The 26,087-nt window shown below is 72.2% G+C and carries 22 protein-coding genes, 3 tRNA genes and 2 pseudogenes; 10 read left to right on the top strand and 17 right to left on the bottom strand.

The window, feature by feature from the left end:
- Positions 1–2 precede the first annotated feature (2 nt).
- The 4 genes from ASC60_RS00400 to ASC60_RS00385 are packed head-to-tail and all read left to right on the top strand — an operon-like array spanning position 3 to position 5,038.
- Entirely contained in the window at positions 3–1,178 is a 1,176-nt protein-coding gene (locus ASC60_RS00400; RefSeq protein WP_199830833.1) for a UbiA family prenyltransferase, read from the top strand.
- Entirely contained in the window at positions 1,172–2,881 is a 1,710-nt protein-coding gene (locus tag ASC60_RS00395; RefSeq protein WP_063787049.1) for a prenyltransferase/squalene oxidase repeat-containing protein, read from the top strand. Before ASC60_RS00400 ends, ASC60_RS00395 begins: the two co-directional genes overlap by 7 nt.
- Entirely contained in the window at positions 2,878–4,164 is a 1,287-nt protein-coding gene (locus ASC60_RS00390) for an NAD(P)/FAD-dependent oxidoreductase (protein ID WP_055545514.1), read from the top strand. The genes ASC60_RS00395 and ASC60_RS00390 overlap by 4 nt, the downstream gene beginning before the upstream one ends.
- 13 nt (positions 4,165–4,177) lie before the next feature.
- The gene (locus ASC60_RS00385; protein ID WP_055547041.1) at positions 4,178–5,038 is read left to right on the top strand and encodes a TauD/TfdA family dioxygenase; all 861 of its coding nucleotides are present in this window, start codon (positions 4,178–4,180) and stop codon (positions 5,036–5,038) included.
- Positions 5,039–5,190: 152 nt separating this feature from the next.
- Here ASC60_RS00385 and ASC60_RS00380 read toward each other — a convergent pair whose 3' ends face one another.
- Entirely contained in the window at positions 5,191–6,171 is a 981-nt protein-coding gene (locus tag ASC60_RS00380) for a sulfotransferase (protein ID WP_055545513.1), read from the bottom strand.
- A gap of 116 nt (positions 6,172–6,287) precedes the next feature.
- A pseudogene (locus ASC60_RS40490) lies at positions 6,288–6,419 on the bottom strand (aldo/keto reductase); the annotation flags it as partial.
- Positions 6,420–6,520: 101 nt separating this feature from the next.
- Between ASC60_RS40490 and ASC60_RS00370 the strand changes: the two are divergent.
- Entirely contained in the window at positions 6,521–6,742 is a 222-nt protein-coding gene (locus ASC60_RS00370; RefSeq protein WP_063787048.1) for a type II toxin-antitoxin system VapB family antitoxin, read from the top strand.
- Positions 6,739–7,148: pseudogene (locus tag ASC60_RS00365) on the top strand (PIN domain-containing protein). The gene ASC60_RS00370 and the pseudogene ASC60_RS00365 overlap by 4 nt, the downstream one beginning before the upstream one ends.
- A gap of 58 nt (positions 7,149–7,206) precedes the next feature.
- On the opposite strand, the gene ASC60_RS00360 reads toward ASC60_RS00365, so the two are convergent.
- The 5 genes from ASC60_RS00360 to ASC60_RS00345 all read right to left on the bottom strand — a co-directional run bounded on the left by ASC60_RS00360 (position 7,207) and on the right by ASC60_RS00345 (position 11,458).
- A complete protein-coding gene (locus ASC60_RS00360; RefSeq protein ID WP_055545509.1) occupies positions 7,207–7,560 on the bottom strand; it encodes a VOC family protein in 354 nt (117 codons plus the stop codon).
- A 170-nt stretch (positions 7,561–7,730) separates the two neighbouring features.
- Positions 7,731–8,852 (bottom strand): NAD(P)/FAD-dependent oxidoreductase, encoded by a 1,122-nt coding sequence (locus ASC60_RS00355; RefSeq protein ID WP_055545506.1) that lies wholly within the window; start codon positions 8,850–8,852, stop codon positions 7,731–7,733.
- A 413-nt stretch (positions 8,853–9,265) separates the two neighbouring features.
- Positions 9,266–10,213 carry a PP2C family protein-serine/threonine phosphatase gene (locus tag ASC60_RS00350; RefSeq protein ID WP_370592845.1) on the bottom strand — a complete coding sequence of 316 codons (948 nt, stop codon included), beginning with the start codon at positions 10,211–10,213 and terminating at the stop codon, positions 9,266–9,268.
- The gene (locus ASC60_RS43915) at positions 10,144–10,578 is read right to left on the bottom strand and encodes a hypothetical protein (protein ID WP_370592844.1); all 435 of its coding nucleotides are present in this window, start codon (positions 10,576–10,578) and stop codon (positions 10,144–10,146) included. Before ASC60_RS43915 ends, ASC60_RS00350 begins: the two co-directional genes overlap by 70 nt.
- Before the next feature lie 199 nt (positions 10,579–10,777).
- Complete coding sequence (locus ASC60_RS00345) at positions 10,778–11,458, bottom strand: TetR/AcrR family transcriptional regulator (protein WP_055545505.1); 681 nt, start codon at positions 11,456–11,458, stop codon at positions 10,778–10,780.
- A 101-nt stretch (positions 11,459–11,559) separates the two neighbouring features.
- On the opposite strand from ASC60_RS00345, the gene ASC60_RS00340 reads away from it, so the two are divergent.
- Complete coding sequence (locus ASC60_RS00340) at positions 11,560–12,525, top strand: NAD(P)-dependent alcohol dehydrogenase (RefSeq protein WP_055545503.1); 966 nt, start codon at positions 11,560–11,562, stop codon at positions 12,523–12,525.
- Positions 12,526–12,771: 246 nt separating this feature from the next.
- On the opposite strand, the gene ASC60_RS00335 is transcribed toward ASC60_RS00340, so the two are convergent.
- The 8 genes from ASC60_RS00335 to ASC60_RS00300 form a co-directional block, all read right to left on the bottom strand.
- Positions 12,772–12,845: transfer RNA gene (locus tag ASC60_RS00335), tRNA-Phe, on the bottom strand.
- A 4-nt stretch (positions 12,846–12,849) separates the two neighbouring features.
- Positions 12,850–12,924, bottom strand: a tRNA-Asp gene (locus tag ASC60_RS00330).
- A 136-nt stretch (positions 12,925–13,060) separates the two neighbouring features.
- A complete protein-coding gene (locus ASC60_RS00325) occupies positions 13,061–14,239 on the bottom strand; it encodes a hypothetical protein (protein ID WP_055545501.1) in 1,179 nt (392 codons plus the stop codon).
- The gene (locus ASC60_RS00320) at positions 14,233–15,465 is read right to left on the bottom strand and encodes a glucarate dehydratase family protein (protein WP_055545499.1); all 1,233 of its coding nucleotides are present in this window, start codon (positions 15,463–15,465) and stop codon (positions 14,233–14,235) included. Before ASC60_RS00320 ends, ASC60_RS00325 begins: the two co-directional genes overlap by 7 nt.
- Before the next feature lie 8 nt (positions 15,466–15,473).
- Positions 15,474–16,373: a 5-dehydro-4-deoxyglucarate dehydratase gene (locus ASC60_RS00315; protein ID WP_055545497.1), complete on the bottom strand. Its 900-nt coding sequence runs from the start codon at positions 16,371–16,373 to the stop codon at positions 15,474–15,476.
- Between the two features lie 126 nt (positions 16,374–16,499).
- Positions 16,500–17,414 (bottom strand): carbohydrate ABC transporter permease, encoded by a 915-nt coding sequence (locus tag ASC60_RS00310; RefSeq protein ID WP_055545495.1) that lies wholly within the window; start codon positions 17,412–17,414, stop codon positions 16,500–16,502.
- Positions 17,411–18,307 carry a carbohydrate ABC transporter permease gene (locus ASC60_RS00305; protein ID WP_055547038.1) on the bottom strand — a complete coding sequence of 299 codons (897 nt, stop codon included), beginning with the start codon at positions 18,305–18,307 and terminating at the stop codon, positions 17,411–17,413. Before ASC60_RS00305 ends, ASC60_RS00310 begins: the two co-directional genes overlap by 4 nt.
- 173 nt (positions 18,308–18,480) lie before the next feature.
- Entirely contained in the window at positions 18,481–19,764 is a 1,284-nt protein-coding gene (locus tag ASC60_RS00300; RefSeq protein WP_234356724.1) for a sugar ABC transporter substrate-binding protein, read from the bottom strand.
- 350 nt (positions 19,765–20,114) lie between these two features.
- Here ASC60_RS00300 and ASC60_RS00295 point away from each other — a divergent pair, with 350 nt between their 5' ends.
- Positions 20,115–23,168, top strand: coding sequence for a glycoside hydrolase family 2 TIM barrel-domain containing protein (locus ASC60_RS00295; RefSeq protein ID WP_055545491.1), 3,054 nt, complete (start codon positions 20,115–20,117; stop codon positions 23,166–23,168).
- Positions 23,169–23,248: 80 nt separating this feature from the next.
- On the opposite strand, the gene ASC60_RS00290 is transcribed toward ASC60_RS00295, so the two are convergent.
- Both ASC60_RS00290 and ASC60_RS00285 read right to left on the bottom strand, forming a co-directional pair.
- Positions 23,249–23,321 (bottom strand) — tRNA-Glu (locus ASC60_RS00290).
- A 103-nt stretch (positions 23,322–23,424) separates the two neighbouring features.
- On the bottom strand, positions 23,425–24,894 hold the full coding sequence (locus ASC60_RS00285) for a metallophosphoesterase (protein WP_055545489.1): 1,470 nt from the start codon (positions 24,892–24,894) through the stop codon (positions 23,425–23,427).
- An 83-nt stretch (positions 24,895–24,977) separates the two neighbouring features.
- Between ASC60_RS00285 and ASC60_RS00280 the strand changes: the two genes are divergently transcribed.
- A complete protein-coding gene (locus ASC60_RS00280; protein WP_055545487.1) occupies positions 24,978–25,328 on the top strand; it encodes a metallopeptidase family protein in 351 nt (116 codons plus the stop codon).
- A 104-nt stretch (positions 25,329–25,432) separates the two neighbouring features.
- On the top strand, positions 25,433–25,990 hold the full coding sequence (locus tag ASC60_RS00275; protein ID WP_055545485.1) for a hypothetical protein: 558 nt from the start codon (positions 25,433–25,435) through the stop codon (positions 25,988–25,990).
- The last annotated feature ends 97 nt before the right edge of the window (positions 25,991–26,087 follow it).

Raw genomic sequence — 26,087 nt, 5'->3', positions numbered from 1 at the left:
CCGTGCCCGGAGCGCGTTTCGCCACCGGGCTCGGGGCGCACCTGCAGACCTGGCGGCCGTACACCCTGTCCTATCCCGGCCTGGTCGGCCTGGCCGGTGCCGCGCTCGCCGACGGCTCACCCCCGGCGGCGCACCTGTGGGCCGCCTGGGCCGTACCCACCCTGAGCTGGATCGCCGGGCACTACCTCGGCGACTACTTCGACCGCGACCTGGACGCCATCGGCAAACCCCAGCGACCCATCCCCTCCGGGCGGCTGAGCCCCCGCGCGGCCGTCGCCTCCGGGATCCTGTGCGCCCTGGCGGCCGCCGTCGTCACCGCGCTGACCGCCTGGACCGCGCTGCTGCTCGTCGCGGCGGGCATGGCGGGCATCGTCGCGTACAGCAAGGTGTTCAAGGGCCGCGGGCTGTCCGGCAACGCGGTGCGGGGCGCGCTGACGGCCCTCACCGTCGTCTTCGGGGCGCTGACGGCCGGAACACAGCCCCGCTGGCCCGCGGTCCTGCTGGCCGCCCTCGCCTTCTGCGCCCACGACACGGCGTCCAACCTGGTCGGTACCCTCCGCGACATCGAGGGTGACCGCAGCGGCGGCTACCACACGCTTCCCGTCCTGCGCGGCGTCCGCTACGCGGCACGCACCGCCGCCCTGCTGTACGCCGCCGCGCTCGTCACCGCCACGGCCTGCGTACCGCTCGCCGCCCCCGGCGGCCGGGCCGCCTTCGCCGCCCTCCTGCTCGTCGCGGCGGCCTGCGGCCTCCGCGCCTTCACCCCGCTGCTGCGCGGCGCGGCCCCGCTGACCCCCGTACGGGCGCTGCGGGCCCACGAGGTCCTGGTCGCCGAACGCCTCATCCTGGCGGCGGCGGTGCTCGCCGGTGGCCGGGGCCCGGCCCCGGCCCTGGCGGTGCTGGTCCCGCTGCTCGCCCTCAGCGTCCTGACCCAGGCCAGGCTGCGCGCCCGCCACGAGTTCCCGCCGGACGACGGGGAGGCGGAGGGGACCGCGCCGCGCCCGGCCCGGCACCTCCACCCGGTCCCGGCCCCCGGTCCGTCCCCGGACCCCGGGCCGCCCACGGAGCGCACCGGTGACCGCCCCGGGGACGGGCCGGGCGAGCGCTCGCCCGGTGCCGACGACCCGCCGCAGCCCGTTCGCGCCGTACTACGGAAGGACCGTCCGAGCCCATGGTGACCTCACCCTCGACACCCTCGACCGGCCGGATCGACGCCGCCGTCACGGCCGGGGCCGAGGCGCTCCTCGCCCGGCGGCGCCCGGACGGGGTGTTCGCTCCCGACGCGGCGGAGGACCGGTTCTCCCCGGCGAACACCGCCCTCGCCCTCATCGCCCTGCACCTGGCCGGGGTGACGGGCCCCGACACCGCCCGCGGCGTCGACCGGCTGATCGAGGCGCAGCGGGACAGCGGCGGATGGGCCATGCGCGGGGTGCCCGACGAGGTGCTGACCACCGCCGTCGTCGCCGACGCGCTCGACCTGGCCGCCCCGCGCGACGCGGCCGGCGCCGCCCACGCCGTACGCGCCGGACGGCGGCGGCTGGCCGAGCTGGGCGGGCCCGAGGCGCTGCCGGAGCCGGTGATGGCGGGGCTGATCCGGCAGTTCGACGTCCTCGCGGGCCGGCTGGACGAGGCGGCGCTGCCCCGTCTCCCGCTGGAGGCGCTGCTGCTGCGCGGGCCCGCCCGGCGGCTGCTCAGCCTGCGGCTGCCGATCCTCGCGAGCATGGCGCTCGGCCAGGCCACGGTGCGCCGCCGCACCCAGGGGCTGGTACGGCGGCGGCTCGACGCCCTGGCCCGGCCCGCCGCGCTGGCCGTCGTCCGCGAGGCGTACGAACGGGAGGGCGGGTGCGGGGCGTTCAGCACCGACCCCTGGCTGACCGGCCTCATCTGCGTCGGCACCACCCGCTCCGGCCTCGCCCCGGACATCGTGCGCGCCGCCACCGCGTGGCTGCGGTCGGCGGCCGGCGCGGACGGCGGGTGGGAGCTGATGCCGCTGGACGTCACCTGGTCGAGCTTCGCCGCCTCCGCCCTCCTGGAGGCGGGGTACGCACAGGACCCCCGGCTGGCGCCGACCCGCGCGATGTTCCACGAGCGGCAGCAGAACACCCCCTTCGCCGCCCTCGCCTGCCCGCCCGGCTACTGGGGCTTCTCCAGCGCCCACAGCTGGCCCATGGCGCTGGAGACCGCGGAGATCAGCTCGGTGCTGCTGCGCCTCCCCGGCGGCGGTGACGATCCGCACGTACGGCGCGGCATCGACTGGCTGACCCGGATGCAGGACTCCGCGGGCTCCTGGAGCCTGGCCGTGCGGAACAGCAAACCGGGCGGGTTCGGCCCCTGCCCGCAGATGACGGCCAAGGCGGTCCGCGCGCTGCTGGACCACGGCGCGGGCGCCGACGACCGGCGTGTGGTGAAGGCCGTGCGCTGGCTCATCTCGCGGCAGCGGGCGGACGGTTCGTACGAGGCCCTGTGGTACCGGGGCCGTACGGCGGGCACCGCGGTGGTGCTGGAAACGCTGTGCCGCACGGTGGGCGCCGCGCATCCGGCGGCCGCACGGGCGGGCGCGTGGCTGCTGCGCCGCCAAGCCGACGACGGCTCCTGGGGCGGCGGCGAATCCGCGGACGGCGGCACCGTGGAGGACACCGCCTGGGCCCTGTACGGGCTGCTCGCCGCGGGCCACGACCCCGGATCGCGGCCCGTGACGGCCGCCGCCCGCTACCTGACGGACGCCCAGCGACCGGACGGCGGCTGGACCGGATCGCCCGTGAACGAATACATCCGCTTCTGCTACCGCTACGCGGACGACACGATCGCCTCCGGTCTCGCCCTCCGCGCCCTGGCCAAACTGCGCACGGCGTCCCTCGGGCCGGCGGAGGGTTCCGCATGAGCGGGAGGAGCACGCGGTACGACGCCGTCGTCTGCGGAGCCGGAGCCGGAGGGCTCGCCTCCGCGCACGCCCTGGGCGCGCTGGGCCTGCGCGTCCTCGTCGTCGACAAGCAGCCCAGGATGCGCCCGGTCGCCAAGGGCGAGGTGCTGCAGCCCGGCGCGCTGCGCGTGCTGCGCCGCTGGGGCACCGAGCGGCTGCTGGAGCAGCGGGGCGGGGTACGGCTGGGCCGCCTGGTGGTCCGGGACCCGGCCGGGGCGCCGCTGATGGCGCTGGACTACGGCAGGCTCCCCGAGGGCGACCGATGGCTGCTCTCCCACGACCACCTGGCCATCCTGGACGCGCTGGCCGAAGGCATCGGCCCGACCGTGGAGGTGCGCCGGGGCGCCCTGGTCGAGGAGACCCTGCGCGACGGCTCGGGCCGGGTCGGCGGCGTGGCGATCACCGAGGGCGGGCGGCGGTACGAGGTCCGCGCGCCGCTGACGGTCGCCGCGGACGGCATCTCGTCCCGGCTGCGCCGCGCCGCGGGCATCGACGCCCGGCGCGTGGACTACCCGCACCGCCTGGTGTCGTTCGACCTCACGGGCGCGCCCCGCCCGGACGACTTCTCGGCGTACCTCAGCCCGCGCGGGCTGAGGCTGGTGTACGCGCTGCCCGGCGACCGGGTGCGGCTGTACGTCCAGACCGCGCCCGACGAACTGCGCGGCGGCCGCGACCGGTCGGCCCTGGCCGCCTGGGCCGAGGGGGTGGTGGCGGAGGTGCCCGCGCTGGAACCCCTGTCCGGGCCGCTGCTGGCCGGTCTGGACAGCAGGCAGATGCTGCCGGTGTCCCGTTTCCTCTCGCCCCGGCTGGCCGTCCCCGGGATGGCCTTCGTCGGCGAGGCCGCGTACGCCGTGCACCCGATGGCCGCCCAGGGCATGAACACCGCGATCACCTGCGCGGCCTCCCTGGCCGACCACCTCGGCCGCTTCGGCGTCGCCGACGGCGCGCCGTCACCCGCCACCGTGGACGCCGCGCTCCGCGCCTACCAGGCGGAACGGCGGCCGATCCTCGCCCAGGCCGCCACCACCAGCGACAACGCGGCCCGCATGGTCACCGACCTGACCTGGCGCGGCCGGGTCGTGGGGCGGCGGGCGGTCCGCTTCACCGGGCGCAATCCGCGGCTGCTGCACACCGTCACGTACAACATGTCCGGCCTGGGCCCCCGGCCGATGACGTTCCTGGACCGCCTCCACCAGCTCGGCGTCCTGCCCGACCCCCGCGCCCACCGCGTCCCCCAGCCCTGAAAGGCCAGTGTTCATGCAGAAACAGGAAGCAGTCGTACGCCCGGTGTCCGGCGCCCTCGGTGCGGAGATCTTCGGGATGGACCTGACGGACATCGATGACGCCGACTTCGAGCGGATCCGCGAACTCCTGCTGCGCTACCTGGTGATCTTCTTCCCGGACCAGTCCCACCTCACCCCGGAGGCCCACATCGCCCTCGGCAAGCGCTTCGGCGAGGTGGAGGTGCACCCGTTCCTGCCGAAGGTCGAGGGCCATCCGGAGCTGGCGCTGATCGAGTCCGACAAGGGCGGCAAGGCCGATGAGTGGCACATCGACGTCACCTTCAGCCCCAACCCGCCGGTCGCCTCCATCCTGCACCTGGTCACCTGCCCGGAGTCCGGCGGCGACACGATGTGGAGCAACCAGTACCTGGCGTACGAGACGCTGTCCGAGCCGTACCGCGAGATGCTCGACGGGCTGACCGCCGTGCACGTCCTCAAGGCGCCCGAGGTCGGCGAGATGAAGGCCGAGCACCCGGTGGTGCGGGTCCACCCGGAGACCGGGCGCCGCTCGCTGTACGTCACCCGCATGTGGACGTCGCACATCCCGCAGCTCAGCAGGCACGAGAGCGACACGGTCCTGCAGTTCCTCTTCGAACACTCCGAGCAGCCCGCCTTCAACTGCCGCTACCGCTGGCAGCCGGGCGCGGTGGCCATGTGGGACAACCGGGCGACCCAGCACCTGGCCATCAACGACTACTCCGCCTACCGCAAGGGCCAGCGGGTCACCATCCTCGGCGACCACCCGACCGGCGACGCCCCGCGCTGGAAGAACTACGAGCGGCGCGGCGACGAGCGCTACTACCCGCGCCGCGTCAACGCCAAGGCGGGCTACTGACGCCGCCGCCGTACGGCCCCGGGGGCGGCCCGGGGCCGTACGGCGAGAAGCGACACCGGCCGCACGGCGAGGGCGACGCAGACCGTACGGTGAGTCCGACACCGGCCGTACGGCGAGAAGCGACACCCGCCATACGGCGAGGGTGACGCCCCCTACGCCCCCAGCGCCCGCGCCCCCGCCGCGCAGCTCTCCCGCAGCGCGGCCAGCTCCTCCGGCGGCAGCCGCTCGGCGCTGCCCCGCCGCCCGCCGTCCAGCAGCCCCCGCGCCCCGGCCAGCCATCCGTCCAGCGGCTCGACGCCGAGGTGCTCCGCCAGGCGGATGAGTTCGGCGTCGGGGGCGTCGAGCAGCGCCTCGTACGACAGCGGCAGCACCAGCTCCCCGGGCAGCGCGTCGAGGTACCCCAGCCCCTCGATCACCGTGTCCGACCACAGCCGCCCGAAGGCGGCCAGCGGCACGGGCCGCGTCAACAGGGGCCCCACCTCGGCGCTTTCGTCGCCCATCAGCGCGGCCAGCTCGCCGGGGACGTCGCCGCCCTCCCGCGTCAGCTGGATCATCCGGAAGCCGGGGTGGCGGCTCATCGACAGCGCGCAGTCGGCCCCGTCCCGGTACAGATGGACGAACCGCGCCTCGGGGAACACCTCCCGCAGCCGGGGCACCAGCCGCAGCGAGTACCCGGACCGCTCCACCACCGCCCGGCTGCCGAACCGCTCGGCCAGCGCGTCGAACAGCGCCCGGTGATGCTCCCCGACCGGCCCCCGGGGCCGCCCGCACACCACGGGCCGCAGCGCGTCGAACAGGGCGTCCGGATCGTCGCCCAGATGCGGCAGCGTCGTCATCGCCACCGCCGGAATCCCGCCCCCCGCCGCCGAGAACCGCCCTCCCGAACCGGGATACGTGTGCTCCGGCAGCCCGAAACCCTCCCGGATGAGCCGATTGGCGAACGCGGGCGGGGTCGCCAGGATCTCCCAGAACTCCTCCCCGGACAGCGCCCCCTCGGGCAGCGCGCTCGGCTCCAGCGAGGCCATCAGCTCACTCAGGCTGAGGATGTGGGGGTGCAGACGCAGCACCTCCGACAGGGCGGTGGAACCGCACCGTCCGGTTCCGACGACGAAGGTCAACGGCCGTGCTGCCATGTTTCTCCCGAGCGTTGAGGGGACGCCGGGACCGACCATTTCCAGCCCCGGACTCCTGCGCGCCCCGTACCCACCCGTCCCGCCCGTACCCCTGCCCCCACCCCTTACCAGGGCGATCACCACACTGGCGGGTTGAGCCGGGCGAATCCTTCCTGCCGCTGGTAGGGGAAGTACGGGTAGGGGGCCGTCCTGCCGCTCGCCGCGTCGAGCTTCGCCACCTGGCCGGGCGTGAGCTCCCAGCCGACGGCGCGGGCCGGGGCGTACGCGTAGCACGGGAGCGCCCCCGCGCGCTGGATGTTGGTGGCGCATACTCCTATGTACATAACCAACATCGCGGGGGAGGGGCAGCGTGTCCGTGACCCAGATCGATATCGACGATGACGCCCTGGAACGAGCAATGGCCCTGTCCAAGGTCAGGACCAAGAAGGAAGCGGTCAATCTCGCGCTTCACTTCTATGCCGAGCAGCAGGAGCGGGCGGCACGCATCAGCCGGCACTTCGAGCGTGCGCGGAACTGGGGCGCCGTCGAGGACGCGGAGCAGCTTCACCAGGCGGAGAAGCGCACCCGGTGATGTACCTGCTCGACCCTCCGGCCTCGTCCGATTGCTTCGCGATCCCAAGCTGCAATCAGCCTGGTACGACGCGATCGACGCCCAGGTCGTGGCGTCCTGCTCTCCACAGCGCGCCGAGTTCCTGTACAGCGCCCGGAACGGACGCGAGTACGACGAGATCGCGGAGATGTTCACGGACCTGTACCCCGACGCGTCGGTGCCGAAGAACGCAGGCCGCTGGGTCGGTTCCGTACAGCACCGCATGGCCCAAGCGGGCGAGCATCGCAGTGCCTCGGCGATGGACCTCATCATCGCCGCGACCGCTGCCCACCACGGCCTGACCGTCCTCCACGACGACGCCGACTACCGAGCCGTCGCCCGGCACGCACCTGATCTGAGCGAACACAACGTCCACGATCTGGCCTGACGCGGGAGTGCGGCCGGAACCGTCCATCTGGGCCCTCGCGCCGGTGATTGAGCCGCCGTCACCGACTCCGCCGGCCAAGGACACAGAACTCGTTACCTTCGGGGTCTGCAATGACCACCCACGGCTGGTCGCCCTGGCCGATGTCGACACGCTGCGCGCCGAGAGCCTCAAGACGAGCCACCTCGGCGTCCTGGTCATCAGGCACGAAGTCGAGATGCAGCCGGCTCTTGGCCTTCTTGCCCTCATCGAGCAGAACGAACTCCAACCCCGGCGAGCGATCCGGCTCCGGGCGGATGGCGAACTCCACATCAGAGGTGTGGACGACAACCCAGCCAAGAGCCTCGGCCCACCACTGCCCCAGGGCCGCCGGATCCGCCGAGTGGACGATGACATTTCTCCATTCCAAGGCCATCAGCCGAGCTTAGAGCGACCAGGCCCTGGGGAGCAGGCGCTTTTCCCGGAGAGCGGGTTCTCGCACACTGCCGGCGCTTGGCACTGTCCCGTTTCTGCCGATGACCGACACCGCTTGCCTCCCCGTTCCCCGCCGGGTCCGCGGTGAGATCGCGAACCCGGACCGAGGTATCAGGAGTGATCGAACAGAGCGACTACGCTCCGCGGTGCTTCCCGGCCGAAAAAGATTCCCAGGTTCCGCGCCGAGCGGCCGGCGGCGTCGCTGCTCCGCGGGAACAGCCGCTCTTCGTAGGCGCTGAGCGCGACCTCGACGTCGGGTTGCTCAACCAGCTTGCCGGCCAGGTCCGCGCCGTCGAACATGGCGAGGTTCGCGCCCTCGCCGGCAAAGGGCGACATCAGATGCGCGGCGTCACCGACGAGCGTCACTCCGGGCACCCTGTCCCAGTCAAGGCCGACGGGAAGGGCATAGACGGGCCGGAGCCACGGTTCCGCGTCGCTCTCCGTCACGAAGGCGGTGAGCAGTGGCGACCAGCCGTCGAACTCGTCGGCAAGCTGGCGGAGGCCCACGGACGGGTCGCCGAAGTCGATCGACCTCATCCACTCCTGGGGCTTGTTCAGCGCCACGTACCCGCGCACCTGCCCGTCGGCGTAGCGATGGGCGATGATGCCTTTGCCCGGTGCGACCGCCATCAGCGTGCCGCTGCCGATCGCAGCCACGCTCGCCCGGCAGTTCTGGCCGCCCGAGGTGAGGGCGATCTCGATGAAGCAGGTTCCGCTGAAGAGAGGCTCGGCGGGGGTGAGCAGCGGACGCACCTTCGACCAGGCGCCGTCCGCGCCGATGACGATGTCGGCGCGCGTGGCGGAACCTTCCGCGAAGGTGAGGACGTAGCCGCCCTCCGGACGGTGCCGGACCGAGGCGACCTTGTGGCCCCACCTGATCGTCCCGGGCGCCAGCGAGTCGATGAGCAGGCGCCTGAGTTCGCCACGATCCACCTCGGGACGGGGCGAACCGGGGTCCGCGGGCATGTCGGACAGGATCGTGCCGTGGCGGTCGACCACACGCTTGGCGTCCTCGCCCGGGCGGACCAGAGTGAGGAACTCGTCGTACAGACCAGCTGCGCGAAGCGCGACCTGTCCGGTCTCTTCGTGGATGTCGAGCAGGCCGCCCTGGGCACGGGTCGTCGCCGAAGCCTCACCCTCGTAGATCGTCGCGGCGACGCCGTGAGCCTGCAGCACCCGGGCGAGCGTCAGCCCGCCCAGTCCCGCTCCGACGATGGCGATGGTCTTCTGCATGCTGCGCTCCTCTGTAGCGCCGACACGCGCCGGCGATGGTCAGCGCCGTGAGCGGACGGGATGTCCGGTCTCGGCAGGAGACGCTCACCGATCAGAACCATCTGCGTCGATGTATGTGCGATGCCCAGCGGGTGGACCCGCGAGACATGGTTTTTCGCGACCCCGCGACTATAGCCCGGCACCCACCTCGCGGCGGCCGGGGCCGCTCACGCCACCGCGCCCGCCACGTTCATCTCCGACAGCCGACTCGATCGGCTCGGCGGTGTCGTTGGGCGTGGTTGTCCGAGTGCTGCCTCGTCCACGGCCAGGCTGCTGCACTGGTCCATCTGGCGCCGACAGCACCAGGCGACAGCCCGGCGCAGCCACTACCGACGACGAGCCCACTGGAAAGATCGCGAAACCAGACTGGAGTACTAGGAGGACCCCGTTAGGTCTACGCGCCGACCACGACAACAAGGCCCATCGGTGTCCTGCTGGATATCGAGCTCGGCCAGGTGGTCTGCTGTACGGCCGTGCCATTCGATGAGGAACAAGGTGGAGTCGTCGCTGCTCACACCGCCCCGGGCGCGTTCCAGGTCGGCGGCGAGCCTGCGGACGGTTTGAATAACGCCCTTGCTGGAAGGCACGACGCGCTCGATGGCCTCGATCAAGCGGGCTTCATGGAACTCTTGCCCGGTGGGCCCTCGTTCCTCGATGACGCCGTCGGTGAAGAACAACACCCGATCCCCCGGAAGGAGTTGATGCCTGGCTACCTGTGGGGCGGGGAGACCGAAGCCCATGGGCAGCCTGTCCGCACTCTCCAGCCGCTCAATGACGCGGTGCCCCCTGATCAGCAGCGGCTCCGGATGACCGGCGTTGACCCACTGGAGGTAGCCCGTCGAGACGTCCAGGCGCATCATCTGAGCGGTCACGAAATGTTCGAGTCCGAACGTGCCGTCGATGCTCCCCTCCCTCAACGCGTACAGCTCCAGGAGCCCGACATCCATGCGTCGGCCCCGGCGATGGGCTCCCAGCGCGAGGGTCGCCAGCAGCGCGGCTTCCAGCCCGTGCCCCATCGCGTCGATGATCGCCAAGTGCAGGACATCGCCGTTGAGCGCGTAGTCCAGGCTGTCCCCCGCCACCTCATATGCCGGCTCCAGGGCAGCGGCGAGAGATACCTGCGGCGTGTGCATCGCCAACGGAGGAAGTTGCGCGTACTGGATCTCCGCGGCCAGGCTCAGCGGCCGGCCTTGGCGTCGGGCCATGAAGAACTGGTCCGTGTAGCGGGTCTTGGAGATCGTCATCTCCGCGATCAGGGCCGCGAGTCGCCGCAGGAGCCGACGGTCGTCCTCGCCCAAGGTATCCAGGGTGATCGACAGCACGCCGACCTCGTCAGCACCATCACCAGCGGCACATGAACGCGCACCCCGTCGGCCTGCGACTCCTCCACCATGCGCCTGCCGAGGAATGCCTCCCCCTCCGGTGATCCGTCAATGGCGATCGGCTCACCCACAGTGAGGCCCCGGCCCGGCAGCGGCACCAGTGTGATCAGCGCGTAGTCCTGAAGGCGTACCGAAACGTCGCGGCCTCCAATCCTGGCAACCTCTTCCGCCACCAGCGGAGCGATGAGCTGCGGCGGCAGCTCGTGAGACCGGTCCAGCAGCTGCCCGAGCAGCCGCTCACCGAACCCTTCAGAGCGATCCTCAGGAATTCGCCGGGGGCCGTGCCGACCCTCATCCACGGGCACGCCACCTCCCCAACGCGGAACAACACTCCCAGCTCAACCATCGCCCCCGACGATCACCGCGGCCCCCGGAGGGAGCCCGCGAGGGTGAAGACCCTCCCCCCCCGCCCACAGGGACCACCGTCCCCTCCCCACGCCCCGGAGCAGACGCCAGACAGCAAGATCCGCAACGGATGTGCTCTGCGGCACGTACCGTTTCTTGTCAGGCTCGGCAGGGGCGTTGCCCCTGGGGACTGGCTGTTGCAATCGGGAGGCTGCGCAGTGTCAGTGCAGCCGGTGGGGGCAGCGGTTTGTTGGCCGGGTCGGTGCGGAACGACTGGAGCAGATAGGCCACCAGGCGCCGGGACGCTGCACCGTCATCCGGGAGGGCGGTCGCCAGACCGCAGTGTGCCAAGAGGACCACGGCGAGGTCGGAAGGGTGAAAATCGGACCGTAGCGCGCCCGACGCCTGGGCCCTGCGTACCAGAGTCGTGAAGTCCCGCTCGGCTCGTTGCCGGGACCGCGCGTGTTCCGACGCGGTTTCCGGGAAGGCCGCGACGAACGCGGCCGGGAACCCGCGTTCCTCCCGTTGCAGAGCGCAGACCGTCTCGACCAGCTGCTGGAAGCCCTGCCACGGGTCAGGGGCGGCCAGAGCCTCGGTGAGCGCCCGCGCGCAGGTCTCCATCTGCTGCGCGAACGCGCCTCTCACCAGGGCGTCCCGGGTCGGGAAATGCCGGTACAGCGTCGCCACGCCGACCCCGGCCCGTCGGGCCACGGTCGCCATCGGGGCGTTGATCCCGTGCTCCGCAAAGACCGCACGGGCGGCGACGAGGACGCGCTCCCGGTTGCGCCGGGCGTCCGCCCGCACCCCGTCCCGGGCTGTGATTCGAGAGGATTCCGCCATCACTGTCTCTCTCTTCCGGCCCAAGCGGACGATTGCGTCCACTTAAGAGCTTACGGTCGATGCCAGCTCCCTGTACGGCCCCCGGCGGCAAAGGCAGAACGATGAACGACCGCATGATGAAGACAGTGCTCTACGACCGCTACGGCGGCCCCGACGTGCTCTACACGGGCCACGTGCCACGCCCCGAGCCGGCCCCCGGCGAGATCCTTGTGAAGGTGTGCGCGTTCAGCGTCAACGGCGGCGAACTCGCAGCACGTGCCGGCCGTCTCCGCCTTCTGAGCGGCCGGAAATTCCCCAAGCGCGTCGGGTTGGACTTCACCGGCGAGGTCGCCGCGCTGGGGGCCGGAGTCACCCGGTTCGCGGCCGGCGACCGCGTATGGGGGGTCTTGGGCCGCACCTCCGGGTTCGGCAGCGCCGCCGAGTACGTGACCGTACCCGCTGAGCGGGTCGGCCGACTCCCCGACGGCCTTGACCTGGTGGACGCCGCCGCGCTGCCGGTGGCCACCACGGCCATCACCGCGCTGCGGGACAAAGCCGGGCTGCGCCCCGGCGAACGACTCCTCGTCCGGGGCGCGGCGGGCGGTGTCGGCAACGCTGCCGTCCAGCTCGGACGGGCCTACGGCGCCGAGGTCACGGCCCTGGCCCGTGCGGCCAACCTCGGCTTCGTCCGCGGGCTCGGCGCGCACAAGGCCGTCGACCACCGGACCGTGCGGCCGGCGGAACTGGGCCGCTTCGACGTGGTCCTGGACACCGCGGGGACCGACCTGCGGGCCTTCCGGCGCCTACTGAATCCGGGCGGGCGCATGGTCACCATCGCCTTCGACCTGAAACGGCCCGCTGCGTCGCTCGGCTACGTCGCGGCCAGCACGGTCCACGGACACGGCCGGGTGCGTTTCTTCAGCGGCAACCCCACGCGGGCGGACTTCGACGACCTTGCCCGCCATGTGGTCGAGGGCAAGCTGAGCCCTGTGGTGGACACGGTCTTCCCCCTGGAGAAGACAGCAGCGGCACACCAGGCGCTGGAAGCGGGCGGCGTCCAGGGCAAGTACGTGGTCAGGGTCGCGTAGGACGGCTGTGGAGGTGCTGATCACAGCCACTCGTTGATGGCAGCGATGAGGACGGTCGCCTCGTGGCGGACCGCCAGCTTGTCGTATCGCGTGGCGATGGCGCGGTGCCTCTTGAGGTGGTTGATCCCGCACTCGACCGCGTGCCGCTGTTTGTAGTCGTCCTTGTCGAACAGTAGCCGTCACCGGCCACGAAGAAGCCCCCTCCGGGCGAACCGGGAGGGGGCTTTGCCCTGGTGAGGGCTGCGGTGGCTGGGGCCGGGGTCGAACCGGCGACCTTCCGCTTTTCAGGCGGACGCTCGTACCAACTGAGCTACCCAGCCGCAGCGGTCCTGACGGGATTTGAACCCGCGGCCTCCACCTTGACAGGGTGGCGAGCACTCCAAACTGCTCCACAGGACCTTGCGTGTGTACGAGAACGAGTCTCGCACAAGGCGGTGTACGGGCCTAACGGGTTTCCGTTGAGGGGGTCGTACTGCCTGCGATCTTCTCGGCGGAGATTTTGCTTTCCCCGCGTCGATGTCGCTGGATCAGCGTATCAGACCTCAGGCCCTGTCCTGACCGGGCCGAGGGCCGTGCCGGGTGCCGTGCCGAGGACCGTGTGGAGGGCGGTGCGGATGGCGGTCAGGCGGGCCGGGGAGGCGAGGCCCGCGTGGTAGAGGTGCAGTTCGTCCGCGCCCGCCGCCAGGCAGGTGGTCCATTCGGCGGCCAGGGCCGACGGGTCCGCCGGGCGGGGTGGGAGGGCCGGGACGTAGGCGGCGAGGCGGGTGTCCGGGGCGGCCAGGGGGCGCAGGGCGGTGAGGTTGGCGGCGCCCTGGTCGGCGCTGGTCCAGGCGGAGGCGACCAGGGTGGTCACGGGCGGGGCGGGGGCGTCGGCGATCGTCGCGAAGGGGCCCGTGGCCCAGGGGTCCGCGCTCGCGTGCAGGGTCAGGGGGAGGGGGCCGGAGGCGGCTGCCAGGACCTCGCGGCGCAGGTCCGCGGTGAGGGTGGTGCGGATCTCGCGCAGGGTCGACATCAGGGTGGGGGAGAGCGGGGTGGAGCCGTCCAGGGCGTCGGCGACCTGGTGGCGGAGGTGGCGGGGGTCCAGGCCGGCCGCCTCGTAGCGGGTCAGGCAGGATCCGCAGAAGCACCACGACAGGAGGCGATCGCCCGCCTCGCCCCAGTCCGCGCCCTCGGTCTTCTCGTGGTGGCCGCCGTGTCCCAGGCCCAGCGGGCCGCACGCCTCCAGCACCAGGCCGTCCGGCTCGCCCAAGGTCAGGACCTCCCGCACCAGCGTGGTGCAGTACGCCCTGACCTCGGCGGACGAGGGGCACAGGGCGTACGGGTACGGGTCGCCGAAGGCGTTGCGTACGGCGAGGTCGGGGTGGGCGCGGCCGAGGCGGGTGTTGTGGGTGAGGACCGTCCAGGCGTGGACCGGGAGGCCCACGGCGCGCAGCGCGTCGCGGGCCTCCCGGAAGGAGTCGGGGGTCGGCATCCAGGGCGGGGTGCCCGGGGTCAGGCGGGACCCGGCCCACGCCTCGCCCCTGACCGGCAGGTACAGCGCGGCGTGGTGCGCCTCGACCACCCGGTGCGCGGGGTGGAACGGGGTGGCGGCCCGTACGGAGTGGTACGCGGCGGCCAGGGCCACCGCGTCCACCCCCAGGGCCGCGATCCGCTCGGCGGCGGCCGGGTCGCCGACCACGTCCCAGGGGTACAGATACGCCGTCGCCGTCACCACCGCGGCAGGCCCGCCTGGAAGTCCGGGTTCACGCGCCGCATGTATCCCGTGTCGTCGCGCTTCCGCAGGCCGCAGGTCAGGTAGTTCTCGTGCAGCCGGGCGAGGACGTCCTCGTCCAGTTCGACGCCGAGGCCCGGGCCGGTGGGGACCGGGATCGCGCCGTCCACGAAGGTCAGCGCGCCGGGCCGCACCACGTCGTCCTGGGCGCTCCACGGGTAGTGGGTGTCGCACGCGTACGTCAGGTTGGGGGTCGCGGCGGCGAGGTGGGTCATGGCGGCGAGGCTGATGCCCAGGTGGGAGTTGGAGTGCATGGACATGCCCAGGCCGAAGGTGTCGCAGATCGTGCCCAGGTGGCGGGTGCGGGTGAGCCCGCCCCAGTAGTGGTGGTCGCCGAGGACGACCTGCACCGCGCCCTGCGCGACGGCCGGCGGGATGTGGTCGAAGGCGACCACGCACATGTTGGTGGCCAGCGGGAGCGGGGATTCGGCGGCGACCCGCGCCATGCCCGGGATGCCGCCGGTGGGGTCCTCCAGGTATTCGAGGACGCCGTCCAGGGCCCGGGCGACCTCCAGCGAGGTCTCGTGCGTCCAGGCGGTGTTCGGGTCGAGCCGCAGCGGATGGCCGGGGAACGCCTCGCGGAGCGCGTGGACGGCGGCGATCTCCTGGTCGGGCGGGAAGACGCCGCCCTTGAGCTTGATCGAGCCGAAGCCGTACTGGTCGATCATGCGGCGGGCCTGCGCCACGACGCCCTCGGGGTCGAGCGCCGCGCCCCACTCGTCCTCGTCCGCGCCCGGGTGCCCGGCCCACTTGTAGAAGAGGTACGCGCTGTACGGGACCGACTCCCGGACCGCACCGCCGAGCAGATCGCTCACCGGGCGGCCCGCCAGCTTGCCCTGGACGTCCAGGCAGGCGACCTCGACGGCCGCGTGCACCCGGCCGAGGTCGAAGGAGGAGATCTTGCCGCCCGCGTGGTCGAAGAGGGTCGCCGCCTTCTCGTACAGCTCGCCCAGCGCGTACACGCTCAGGCCCGCCAGATGCGGGCGCAGCGCCGCGAGCCGGTCCAGGTGGAGGGTGTCACCGAACGTCTCGCCGAGGCCGGTCACCCCGTCCTCCGTCACCAGCCGCACGATGCTGCGCAGCGCCCATGGCTCGTGGACGCCGTCCGCGTTGAGCAGGGGCGGGTCGCGGAAGGCGATCGGGGTGATCACCAGGTCCTTGATGCGCATATGTGTGGTCACACCTGTCCGAGTCCGGCGTCGATGATCTTTTTGAGTTCGGCGAGGTGTTCCTCGCTCGGGTCCACCAGCGGCGGTCGTACCCCGCCGACGTCCAGCCCACGCAGCCGCACCGCCGCCTTGATCAAGGAGATGGCGTAGCCGGGGACCTTGTCCCGCAGGGCGACCAGGGGCTGGAAGAACGCGGCCAGCAGCCGTTCCGCGGTCGCGGTGTCGCCGGAGCCGACCGCCCGGTGGAAGGCGAGGGAGACCTCGGGGGCGAAGCAGAACACCGCGGAGGAGTAGAGGTCCACGCCGACGGCCCGGTAGGCGGGCACGGTCATCTCGGCGGTGGGCATGCCGTTGAAGAACTGGAAGTCCTCGCCGACCGTGGAGCGCACGGTGAGCACGATGCGCTGCATCAGGTCGAGGTCGCCGGTGCCGTCCTTGAAGCCGGTCACCCCGGGGATGGAGGCGATGCGGGCGGCGGTCTCGGGGGTGAAGACGGCGTTGCCGCGCTGGTAGACGATCAGGGGCAGCCGGGTGGCGGCGGTGACCTGTTCGACGTACCGGACCAGGCCCTCGGGCGGGAAGGTGACCAGGTACGGGGGCAGCAGGAGCAGCCCGTCCGCCCCGGCCCGCTCGGCGGCGCGCGCGAACTGGGCGGCCAGCGGGACCGGGCCGCCCGCGCCCGCGTAGACGGGGACGCGGCCGCCGGTGACCTCGACGGCGATGCGGACGACGCGTTCGTACTCGCCGGGCTCCAGGCTGTGGAACTCACCGGTGCCGCAGGCGATGAACACCCCGCCGGGACCGGCGGCGACGCCCTGCTCGATGTGGGTGGCGAGGGTCTTCTCGTCGACGGTGCCGTCGGCGGCGAAGGGCGTGACGGGGAAGAAGAGCACTCCGGTGAGTCTCATACGGGACCTCATCAGTGGGGGGTGGGCAGAGAACAGATGACGGATGGCGGATGACGGATAGCGGATGACGGATATCGAGTGACGGATGACAGACGGTGAAAAATGTCAGCGTCTTGACGGCATCCGTCAGCCCTTCAGCGCTCCGGCCGTCATGCCGCGGATCAGCGACCGCTGCAGCAGCAGATAGACGATCAGGCTCGGGATGAGCGCGAGCAGCGAACCGGCCAGCACCAGCCCCGGCCCGATCGTGTCGCTGCGCATCGTGGAGAGCGCAACGGACAGGGTGTAGTCCGAGGGGTCGTTGGCGACGATCAGCGGCAGCAGGTACTGGTCCCAGATCATGATGAAGCCGAAGACGGTGATCACGCCGAGCGCCGGGCGGCACAGCGGCAGCACGACCTGGGCGAAGATGCGCCACTCCCCGGCGCCGTCGATCTTGGCGGCCTCCTCCAGCTCGGCGGGCAGCTCCCGCATGAACTCCGTCATCACGAAGATCGAGAATCCCCAGGCGCCGAGCGGCAGGATCATGCCGAGCAGGGTGCCCTTGAGGCTCAGGTGGACGACCGGGAGGTCGCCGAGGACGAGCGAGAGCGGGATCGCGATGACTTCCTCGGGCAGCATCATCGTCGTCAGGAAGAGCAGCGACAGGATGGCCCGTCCCCGGAACCGCTTGCGGGCCAGGGCGTACGCGGCGAAGACGCTGACGCTGACCTGGAGCAGCAGCGCGCCGCCCGCGACGATGAGGGAGTTGGCGAGGTAGTGCCAGACGTCCCGTTCGCCCGCGACCTTGAAGTTCTCCAGGGTCGGGGAGTTGGGGATGATGGACAGCTTGGTCGGGTCGGGGTTGTTGTCGAACGCGCCGGAGAACAGCACGATCAGCGGTCCGGCGAAGATGGCGAGCGCGATCAGGCACAGCAGGGCCCGGAGCGCCATGCTCAGCAGATGGCTGCGGCCGGTGCGCCAGCCGAGCGCGGTCTCGACGCTCTGCGAGACGCCGACGCCGCCGGGGCGGCGCTGTTTGCCCGGAAGGGAGAGCGTCATGGCCGGGCCTCCTTCCGTCGCTGGTACCACTGCATCGTGACCGTCAGGCACACCGTGACCAGGAACAGCAGTGTGGCGGCCGCGGAGGCGACGCCGATCTCGTTGCGGGTGAATCCGAGCTGGTAGATCCGGGTCATCCAGACGTCCGTGGATCCGGCGGGTCCGCCTCCGGTGAGGACGTAGACCTCGGTGAAGGTGCGGAACCCGCGGATGGCGGCGAGGGTGAGCAGGATCGTGACGACGGGCCGCAGCGCGGGCAGGGTGATGTGGCGCAGCCGCTGCCAGGTGTTGGCGCCGTCGAGGGCGGCCGCCTCGTACAGACCGCGGTCGACCTGGGTGAGCCCGGCGAGGACGATCACCATGTTGTAGGGGCCGCCGGTCCAGACGGTGACGGCCATGACGGACCAGATGGCGGAGCCCGTGTGGTCGAGGTAGTGCAGCGGCCCGATGCCGAGGAAGCTGAGGATGGTGTTCAGGAAGCCCGCGCTGGTCGGGTAGTAGAGCAGCCGCCAGATCTCGCCGACGACGGCGGTGGCGGTGACGACCGGCAGGAAGACGGCGGAGCGCATGAACCACAGGGAGCGCGCCGGGCCTTCGAGCAGCAGGGCCAGGAAGAAGCCGACGATGACGGAGCCGATGGTTCCGCCGACCGCGAGCAGCACGGTGTGGCCCAGCGCGGCCTGGAACTGCGGATCACCGAAGACCGACCGGTAGTTGGCCAGGCCCACCCACAGGTTGCCGAGGAACGGCCGGACGTCGTAGAAGCTCAGCTGGACGCCCTTGGCCATGGGCAGGTACTTGAAGACGACGAAGAGGAGCAGGGCGGGGGCCACGAACAGCCAGGGGACCCACGCCGAGGCGGTGAGGCGGCGGCCGCGCGGGCCCCGCTTCACCGCCCCGGCGGGCGGGGCGGCGGCCCGGCGGCGCCCGCCGGGCCGCGCCTCGGCGGCCGCCGCCGTCGTGGAGACGGCCGTCGTGCTCCCCGCGTGGTCCGGAGACGTCCCCGCGTGGTCCGGGGGCGTCGCCGAGCGGCCCAGCGGCGTCCCCGCGTGGCCCAGGGGCTGGGTCACTTGGCCACCCCTTGGGAGGTCAACTCCTGCTTCAGGGTGGAGTTCAGCTCGCTCAGCCCGCCCTTGACGTCGGAGCCGCAGTTGGCGAACAGCTTGTTCAGCGCCTCGGCGGTGTCCTGGCGGATGGGCTGGTAGTTGATCGCGGACGGGAAGGGCTTGGAGTCGTGTCCGTACGCGTCCGAGAAGATCTTCCACCGCGGGTCGTGGTAGACCTTGCCGGTGTCCACCTTGGTGTTGACCGACAGCCGCACGACGGGGGCGTCGGGGGCGGTCATGCCGAGCTTCTGCGCCTCGGGGCTGATCAGGAACTCGGCGAGCTTGCGCTGCTGCTCGGACTTCTTGGACCCGGCCATCAGATAGACGTTCTCGCCCTCGGCCAGCACGGTGTTGCCGTCCGGGCCCTTGGGGGCGGGGATGACCTCCAGCTTGTCCTTGCCCGGGGTCTTGTCGAACAGCGGGAACTCATAGGGGCCGGTGAGGGAGATGCCCACCTTGCCCTGGGTGAAGAAGGGGTACGAGTCGCCGGTGGTCATCGTGAGCGAGCCGGGCTGGGTGACCTTGCTGGAGCAGTACAGGCCCTTGAGCCAGTTGACGGTCTTGACGTTCGCCGGGGAGTCGGCGACCGCCTGGTACTTGCCGCCGCCGCGTGAGGCGACGATGTCGCCGCCGCCCTGCCAGATGAAGTTGGACGCGAACCAGGCGAGGTAGCCGTTGTTGGTGGAGCCGGGGACGAGGAGGCCGTAGGTGTCGTTCTTGCCGTTGCCGTCCGGGTCCTTGTTCGTGAAGGCCTTGGCGACGTCGAGCAGTTCGGCCCACGTCCTGGGGGCCTTCATGCCCACCTTCTTCAGCCAGTCCTTGCGGATGAACATCCCCTGGGCCTGGCGGGAGAACGGAATGCCGTAGGTCTTGCCGTCGGTGCCGACCGCGCCGGACCAGGCGGTGCCGGTGATGTCGGAGGTGCCCGCGATCGCCTTCTTGTCGATGGGCTGGAGCAGCCCCTGGGACTGGTAGTTCCCGAGGCTTCCCATGTCGTTGATGGTGACGTCGGGCAGGTTCTTGGAGGCGGCTCGCTGCTGGAGGAGCTTGTCGAAGTCGACGACGGGCTTGTAGTCGACCTTGATGCCGGTTTTCTTGGTGAAGGCGCCGAATATCCTGTTGTAGGCCTTCGCGTCCACAGCGTCGCTGCGGGTCCACACCTCCAGGGCCCCCTTGGCGCTGCCGCCGCCGCTGCCGCTGGTGCTCGCGCCGCACCCGGCGACGAGGGAACCGGCGAGTGCCACGCATACCAGAGGTGCCAGTCGCTTTGTTGTGGCTGAGTGTCTGAACATGGCCACCGCTCGTTCGCATAGATGAACACTGGTTATGTCTACGAACCAGATGGCGGGACGCTAGAGCGCTCCGAGACGGCTGTCAATACTTGTTTCGCTGTGTGCCATGTTGTTTGCTAAGTCGGAATCATTGCCTCCATATCCCCGGCTGAACAGGGCATCTCTCGAATCTTCGAGAGGGATACGGACAATGATCAACACCGCCCGGACGCCCTGGCCGGGCGTGCCCCCCGTCTCGCTGCCTGTGCGGCACCCTGCTCCGGAGGTCAGTCATCGGACTCCGCCGACGCTCAGATCGAGCCATGATCACGTACTACGAGGACCCCTCGCCCGGCACCGGAGCACTCGCCCCCCGCGCCGCCTTCCGCTCCGACGCGCGGACTCTGTCCCTGAACGGCGCGTGGGACTTCCGGCTCTTCCCCACCGTGGCCCACGCGGAGGCCGCCGAGGCCGCCGAGGAGGGGACGGAGAGGACGGAGAGGACGGAGGGGACGGAGGGGACGGAGAGGACGGAGACGACGGCGGAGAGGACGGAGACCGCCGGCTGGGAGCCGCTGCCCGTCCCCTCCCACTGGGCCCTGCACGGCCACGGCGCCCCGCAGTACACCAACATCCGCTACCCCTTCCCGGTCGACCCGCCCCGCGTCCCCACCGAGAACCCGACCGGCGACCACCGCCTCGTCTTCGACCTCCCCGACGACTGGCCGGGGCCGGACGACGGCCGCACCCTGCTGCGCTTCGACGGCGTCGAGTCCTGCTACCGGGTCCGCCTCAACGGCCGCGAGCTGGGCACCGCCAAGGGCAGCCGGCTGCCGCACGAGTTCGACGCCGGCCCGCATCTGCTGCGCCGCGGCAATGTGCTGTCCGTACGGGTCCACCAGTGGTCCTCCGGCAGTTACGTCGAGGACCAGGACATGTGGTGGCTGGCCGGGATCTTCCGCGGTGTGACGCTCCTCCACCGGCCCGAGGGCGCCGTCCGCGACGTCTTCGTGCACGCCGGATACGACCACCGCACCGGCCACGGCACCCTGCGCGTGGACGCCGACCCGGGTGGCCGCGTCACCGTCCCCGAGCTGGGCCTGACCCTCGCGGCGGGCGAGACCGCGACCGTCCCCGGCGTCCGGCCCTGGTCCGCCGAGGCGCCCCGGCTGTACGAGGCGACGCTCGCGACCGACGCCGAACGCGTCCCGCTGCGCCTGGGCTTCCGTACCGTCGCCGTCGAGGACGGGCTGATCACGGTCAACGGGCGGCCGCTGCTGCTGCGCGGCGTCAACCGCCACGAGTTCCACCCCGACCACGGCCGCGCCGTCCCGTACGCCACGATGCGCGAGGACGTGGCTCTGATGAAGCGGCACAACATCAACGCGGTCCGCACCAGCCACTACCCCCCGGACCCCGCCTTCCTCGACCTGTGCGACGAGTTCGGGCTGTGGGTGATCGACGAGGCAGACCTGGAGACCCACGGCTTCGTCTACGGCGGCTGGCACGGCAACCCCGCCGACGACCCGGACTGGGAGGAGGCCCTGATCGACCGGGCCGCCCGGATGGTCGAGCGGGACAAGAACCACCCGAGCGTGATCATGTGGTCGCTGGGCAACGAGTCCGGCACCGGCCGCAACCTGGCCGCCATGTCCCGCTGGATCCGGGACCGCGACCCGCACCGGCTGATCCACTACGAGGGCGACTGGTCCTGCGAGCACACCGACGTCTACAGCCGGATGTACGCCTCGCACGAGGAGGTCGAGGCGATCGGCCGCCGCGCCGAGAAGCCTTGGGACGACCCCCGGCTGGACGCCCGCCGCCGCGCCCTGCCGTTCATCCAGTGCGAGTACGCGCACGCGATGGGCAACGGCCCGGGCGGCCTCACCGAGTACCAGCGGCTGTTCGAGACGTACGAGCGGCTGCAGGGCGGCTTCGTCTGGGAGTGGATCGACCACGGGCTGCGCGCCCGGGACGCCGCCGGGCGGCCGTACTTCGCGTACGGCGGCGACTTCGGCGAGACGCAGCACGACGGCAACTTCTGCGCGGACGGCCTGGTCTTCCCCGACCGGACGCCGTCCCCGGGGCTGCTGGAGTACAAGAAGGTCGTCGAGCCGGTCGGGATCGCCGTGGACGCGGCGGCCCGCACCGTCCGCGTCACCAACAAGTACGACGTCATCGACCTGACCGGGCTCGCCTTCCGCTGGTCACGCGAGGTGGAGGGGCTCCGGGTGGCCGAGGGCGCCCTCGGCGTACCGCCGCTCGTCCCCGGGGAGTCCGCCGAGGTGGCGCTGCCCGAGCCGGATGCGGAGACCGAGGGCGAGGAGTGGTGGACGGTACGGGCCGTCCTGGCCGCCGACACCGCCTGGGCACCGGCGGGCCACGAGGTGGCGTGGGGCCAGGCGCGCGCCCGGGGCCCCGCCGTCAGGCGTACGCCCGGGGCGCGCATAGCTCCCGTACGCGCCCCAGAGTCCGCCGGGCCTCCCGGCGGGATCACCCTCGGCCCGGCCACCTTCGACCCCCTCGACGGCAGTCTCCGCACCCTCCACGGCCTGCGCGTCGCCGTCCCGCCCCGGCTGAACGTCTGGCGCGCCACCACCGACAACGACCGGGGCCCGGACGAGGCGACGTCCCTCGCCGCGCAGTGGCGTCGCCACGCCCTGGACCGGATGCTGCACCGCTGCGACGGCGTCACGGTGGAGGACGGCGAGGCGCTGGTGGTCAGGGCGCGGGTGGCGCCGCCCGGGGGCTTCTTCGGCCTGACCGTCGTCTACCGCTGGACCAGCGAACGGACCAGCGAACGGACCGGAGAGCGGACCAGCGAACGGACCGGAGAGCAGGGCGGCGACGGCACCGGCGACGGCACCCGGCTCGACCTCGCCGTCGACATCGTCCCGGACGGCGAGTGGCCCTGCCCGCTGCCACGCCTCGGGCTGACCATGGGCGTACGGGCGCCGCTGGACCGGATCGAGTGGTACGGCGGCGGCCCCGGCGAGTCGTACCCCGACACCCGGCGCGCGGCGCGCGTCGGCCGCTGGGCGACGACCGTGGACGGGTTCCAGACGCCGTACGTCTTCCCGCAGGAGAACGGCAGCCGCGGCGACGTCCGCTGGGCCGAGCTGCGCGGCCCGGACGGCGGCGGGCTGCGTATCGAGGGCCGCCCAGCCTTCGCGCTCACCGCCCGATGCTGGACCACCGGGCAGCTGGAGGCCGCCCGGCACCCGGCCGACCTGACCCCGGGCGAGGTGCTCCACCTCGACCTGGACGCGGCCCACCACGGCATCGGCACCGCGTCCTGCGGCCCGGGCGTCCTGGCCCCGTACGAGCTGCGGGCCGCCCGGACGCGGTTCGGCGTCGGCTTCACCCTGCCGCGCTGAGCGCCGTACGCACCCCCGGGAAAAGCACGAAGGCCGCGTCTCGACGAGCGAGACGCGGCCTTCGCACCAAAACGTGTGGGTGCCCCCAACGGGATTCGAACCCGTGCTACCGCCTTGAAAGGGCGGCGTCCTGGGCCACTAGACGATGAGGGCCGATGGCCCACCTGGGCGCCTTCCGGCGCTTTCGGGGACGCGAGAAGCATATGGGATGCCGGTGAGGTTCGCCAAAACGGTTTACGAACCGCTGACGAACCGCTTACCGAGCGGTCGTCGCCGGGGCCGCGCCGGGCCGGTTCTCGGCGGGCAGATGGCGGCTGACCTCGGCCTTGGCCAGCCCGAGCCCGCCCAGATCTATCTCGTCCCAGGCCTGCAGCCGATGAGTGTCCCGGTCCAGGTAGAGGACCGACGCCTGCACCGTGTCGGGCTCGGCGTCGTCCACCGCGCGCAGCCCGCTGCCGCCCGTCGAGCCCTCCGTCATCAGCCGGGTGCCGCCGGGCAGCACCTGCGTCCGGCGGTGGTGGACATGACCGGCGAGGGCGAGGGGGACCGTGCCGTCGGTCTCCTCGGCGGCGAGCGGATTGTGGGCGACGGCGATGTCCACCGGCGCGCCCGCCGCCTTCCGGGCCCGGATCGCGTCGGCCAGCGCCCGGCCCGCCCGGCGCTCGGCGGCGTCCCCGGCCACGGCGGCGGAGCGGTCCGGGGTGAACTGCGGATCGCCGACGCCCGCGATCCGCAGACCAGCGACGGTCACCGTCCGCCCGTCGTCGACGACGTGGACGCCCTTGCGGCCGGACAGATGGCGCTGCGTCGTCGCCGAGTCATGATTGCCGCGTACCCATACATAGGGGGCGCCGAGGTCGGAGACCGGTTCGAGGAAGCCGTTCTCGGCGGCGGTGCCGTGGTCCATCGTGTCGCCCGTGTCGACGATCACATCGATCTTGTACTGCTCGACCAGTGACTGGACGATGTGCCAGGCGGCCGGGTTGAGGTGGATGTCCGATACGTGCAGGACGCGCATCGTCGTCGGATCGGGTCGGTAGGCGGGCAGGGTCGATGTCGCCTCGTACAGCCGCGTGACATTGGTCACCAGCCGGGCCAGCTCCCGCTGGTACACGTCGAAGTCGGTGACGATGCTGCGCGCGTTGCCGACCACCGAGGGCGCGCTGGACAGCAGCCCCGAATAGCGCGGCTCCAGCACCGACTTCGGGTTCCAGGTCGCGTACGCGGCGCCGCCGGAGGCGGCCAGCAGCCCGAGCGCGAGGCCGCCCGCGGCCAGCGCCCGGCGCGGGCGGCGGTAGACGGCCAGGCCCAGCGCGGTGGCGCCGAAGACGACGGCCGCGCAGGAGCGCACCGCCAGGTCCCGGGTGCCGCGGACGACATCGCCCGCCACCTCCTCCTGCAGCCCGGACAGCCGCTCGGGGTGGTCGACCAGCGCCGCGGACCGGATGGGGTCGAGCCGGTCCACATCGACGTCGAGGCGGAGCGGGGCGTGGTGGCTGCGGAGTTCGAGGGCCCCGAGCGGGGACACGTTGATCTTGGTGCCGCCGGTGAGGGACGGCCTGAGCGCCATCCGGGTGTCCATCGGGCCCACCGAGGCGTGGACGCTCCCGACGACCAGCAGCCCCATCCAGGCCCCGAGCACGGTCACCGCGGCCAGCCCGATGGCGCGGACGACCGGCCGTGGCCGCTCGGCGGCGGAGGCGAGGGGGAGCGGGTCGCGGGCCATGGGGCCCGTATGCCCGGACGTACGGCCACCATTCCCGGGCGCGGACCGTCCCGTTCCGGGCTCGGCTGTTCGACAATGGCCACGTGCTGGAGATGACGCGCGAGGAGTTCGAGGAACTGGTCGCCGAGGCGCTGGACCGGATCCCGCCGGAGCTGACGCGGCTGATGGACAATGTCGCGGTGTTCGTGGAGGACGAGCCGCCGTCCCACGACCCCGAGCTGCTGGGGCTCTACGAGGGGACGCCGCTCACCGACCGCGGCGAGTGGTACGCGGGCGTCCTGCCCGACCGGATCACGGTCTACCGGGGGCCGACGCTGCGCATGAGCGAGACCCGGGAGGACGTCGTCCAGGAGACCGAGGTGACCGTGGTGCACGAGATCGCGCACCACTTCGGCATCGACGACGAGCGGCTGCACGCCCTCGGCTACGGGTGAGGGAACCGTGCGTGGCGCACGGGTTACGCCGCACGCGTGTCCTAAGGGGGGTGGGGCCAGTTGGGCACTGCGTCACAGCCCTGCGGCCTGGAGGTGTCCCACGCATGTCTGGAACCCCCGCTCCACGCACCGACCGTTCCCCTCGGACCGACGCGCCCCGCGCCTCGCGCGGCCCCCGCGTCTCGGCGCGGAGTGCCGTGGTGGTGACCCTGGTGGCCGGGGCCCTGGCCCTGGGCGGCTGCATGAGCATCTCCGACGACTCCGGTAAGCCGGACCGGCACCGGGGCGGCTCCGGCAAGGGCGGCGGGGTGTCCGAGCCCGGCGGCGGCGTGGTGGTGCGCACCGACGGCCGGGGGCATACGTACACGGTGGCGCCGAGGGACGCCAAGGGCCACAAGCGCAAGGGCGGCGAGCGCCGTTCGCCGTCGGCGTCCGCCGTCGCGGAGCCCGGGGCGGAGCCCACGCCGTCGGCCGGGAAGGGTGGCTCCCGGGCGCACGGCCCGGCGCCGTCCCTGCCGCCGGAGCCGGGTCAGCCCGCGCCCTCCGAGGCCGCCCCGGAGCCGCGCCCGTCGAGCCCGCCGCCGAGCGCGCCCGATCCCAAGCCCACCCCGTCGGAGCCGGCGTCCGCGCCCGCTTCGGAGCCCGAGGAGTCCGAGGAGTAACGGGGGCGAGCGCCCGGCGCGGGGCGGGGTGTGACGCGTGGCACGGGGGGCGGGGACAGCCGGTTGGCCCAGCGAATTTGCTCTTGGGGGGTGGGGG

It is taken from the genome of Streptomyces sp. NBRC 110028, from assembly GCF_001417735.1.
Lineage (GTDB): Bacteria > Actinomycetota > Actinomycetes > Streptomycetales > Streptomycetaceae > Streptomyces.
Note: the sequence above shows the minus strand (reverse complement) of the source record. Positions and strands in the feature narration are given on the sequence as shown.

Bases quoted from the DNA above. Each gene is read 5' to 3' on its own strand.
- ASC60_RS00395 (WP_063787049.1), top strand. From the start codon at position 1,172: ATGGTGACCTCACCCTCGACACCCTCGACCGGCCGGATCGACGCCGCC.
- ASC60_RS00390 (WP_055545514.1), top strand. From the start codon at position 2,878: ATGAGCGGGAGGAGCACGCGGTACGACGCCGTCGTCTGCGGAGCCGGA.
- ASC60_RS00385 (WP_055547041.1), top strand. From the start codon at position 4,178: ATGCAGAAACAGGAAGCAGTCGTACGCCCGGTGTCCGGCGCCCTCGGT.
- ASC60_RS00380 (WP_055545513.1), bottom strand. From the start codon at position 6,171: ATGGCAGCACGGCCGTTGACCTTCGTCGTCGGAACCGGACGGTGCGGT.
- ASC60_RS00360 (WP_055545509.1), bottom strand. From the start codon at position 7,560: ATGGCCTTGGAATGGAGAAATGTCATCGTCCACTCGGCGGATCCGGCG.
- ASC60_RS00355 (WP_055545506.1), bottom strand. From the start codon at position 8,852: ATGCAGAAGACCATCGCCATCGTCGGAGCGGGACTGGGCGGGCTGACG.
- ASC60_RS00345 (WP_055545505.1), bottom strand. From the start codon at position 11,458: ATGGCGGAATCCTCTCGAATCACAGCCCGGGACGGGGTGCGGGCGGAC.
- ASC60_RS00340 (WP_055545503.1), top strand. From the start codon at position 11,560: ATGAACGACCGCATGATGAAGACAGTGCTCTACGACCGCTACGGCGGC.
- ASC60_RS00320 (WP_055545499.1), bottom strand. From the start codon at position 15,465: ATGCGCATCAAGGACCTGGTGATCACCCCGATCGCCTTCCGCGACCCG.
- ASC60_RS00315 (WP_055545497.1), bottom strand. From the start codon at position 16,373: ATGAGACTCACCGGAGTGCTCTTCTTCCCCGTCACGCCCTTCGCCGCC.
- ASC60_RS00310 (WP_055545495.1), bottom strand. From the start codon at position 17,414: ATGACGCTCTCCCTTCCGGGCAAACAGCGCCGCCCCGGCGGCGTCGGC.
- ASC60_RS00295 (WP_055545491.1), top strand. From the start codon at position 20,115: ATGATCACGTACTACGAGGACCCCTCGCCCGGCACCGGAGCACTCGCC.
- ASC60_RS00285 (WP_055545489.1), bottom strand. From the start codon at position 24,894: ATGGCCCGCGACCCGCTCCCCCTCGCCTCCGCCGCCGAGCGGCCACGG.
- ASC60_RS00275 (WP_055545485.1), top strand. From the start codon at position 25,433: ATGTCTGGAACCCCCGCTCCACGCACCGACCGTTCCCCTCGGACCGAC.